We start from the raw sequence: 924 nt of genomic DNA, 5'->3' as shown, positions 1-924 counted from the left end.
TCTAACACATTTGATGACAGTACACAATTTTTCAAAAACAACTATAGAATCCCAACTCAAAGCAAACCCAGATAGTTTTAACCATGCCTTTGAAAAATTAAAATAAACATTTGATACGAACTGTTGCCGAGTCTTTTTATCTTTGAAATAGCTATTTGAAACACGGAAGCTAACATGTGCCTTGGATAGTGCGATTCGCTTATTCATTTGCTTGTTCAATGTACCTCCATTTCTTGTTGGCTTCCGTTAATATTTTGGGTTTACAGTTAATGGGTCTAAAATTAAACCAAAAAATGCCTGAAATTCTAAGCTAATAGTACTATTTGCAAGCTGATCAAAAAATTAATAGAAAAACAACTTCTAAATTATAACTTTTCAATTAGCTATTTAATAAAACTGCCAAATTTTCATTTGATACGAACTGTCAACAGAATTGGCAAAGTTTATTGAAGATTTGAGATAAATAAATGGGGTATTTTCCCATTTACTTAGATAAAATCAACTCAAGAATACGTACCTGTGCGTACTCTCGGATCAAAGTCAAACAGTAAACCTTTATCCACTTACTCGAAATGTTTGACTATGGTAGCTCGAACACAAAGACATTATTGTAACAAGTGTCATCTAAAACGCCCTAAATGTATCTGTAAAAAACAGTAAACGAGATTAATAATTCTTAGATTCTAAACTCTTTTTGTTTTCCAATACAAAACTCAACTAAATTCTGAACTGCAATCTTAGCTATTGTTATTTCTTGACAAGACTTTAGACCGTCTTTGGTCTTTGCACCATGTTTGAACGCATAGCGTCTTTCTTTCTGGAACGTTCTTTCAAGTAATTGTAAGAAACGCCTAATCAGATTATAATCCAACACAACTAAACCCTCTTTTGTAAAGGCGAAATCTTTCTTGTAGATTCTATACT

At 32.0% G+C, this 924-nt stretch carries 2 protein-coding genes; both read right to left on the bottom strand.

What is annotated here, in order from left to right; genetic code table 11:
* A partial coding sequence (locus V3W49_RS22620; RefSeq protein ID WP_500148191.1) for a hypothetical protein occupies positions 1–219 on the bottom strand: 219 nt, incomplete at its 3' end.
* A gap of 457 nt (positions 220–676) precedes the next feature.
* Positions 677–924 (bottom strand): hypothetical protein (locus V3W49_RS22615; RefSeq protein ID WP_500148190.1); only part of this gene is annotated, 248 nt, incomplete at its 5' end.

Source organism: Rosenbergiella sp. YN46 (assembly GCF_036620675.1).
Taxonomy (GTDB): domain Bacteria; phylum Pseudomonadota; class Gammaproteobacteria; order Enterobacterales; family Enterobacteriaceae; genus Jejubacter.
The sequence above is the reverse complement of the archived record's forward strand: the minus strand, read 5'-3'. Positions and strand labels throughout refer to the sequence as shown.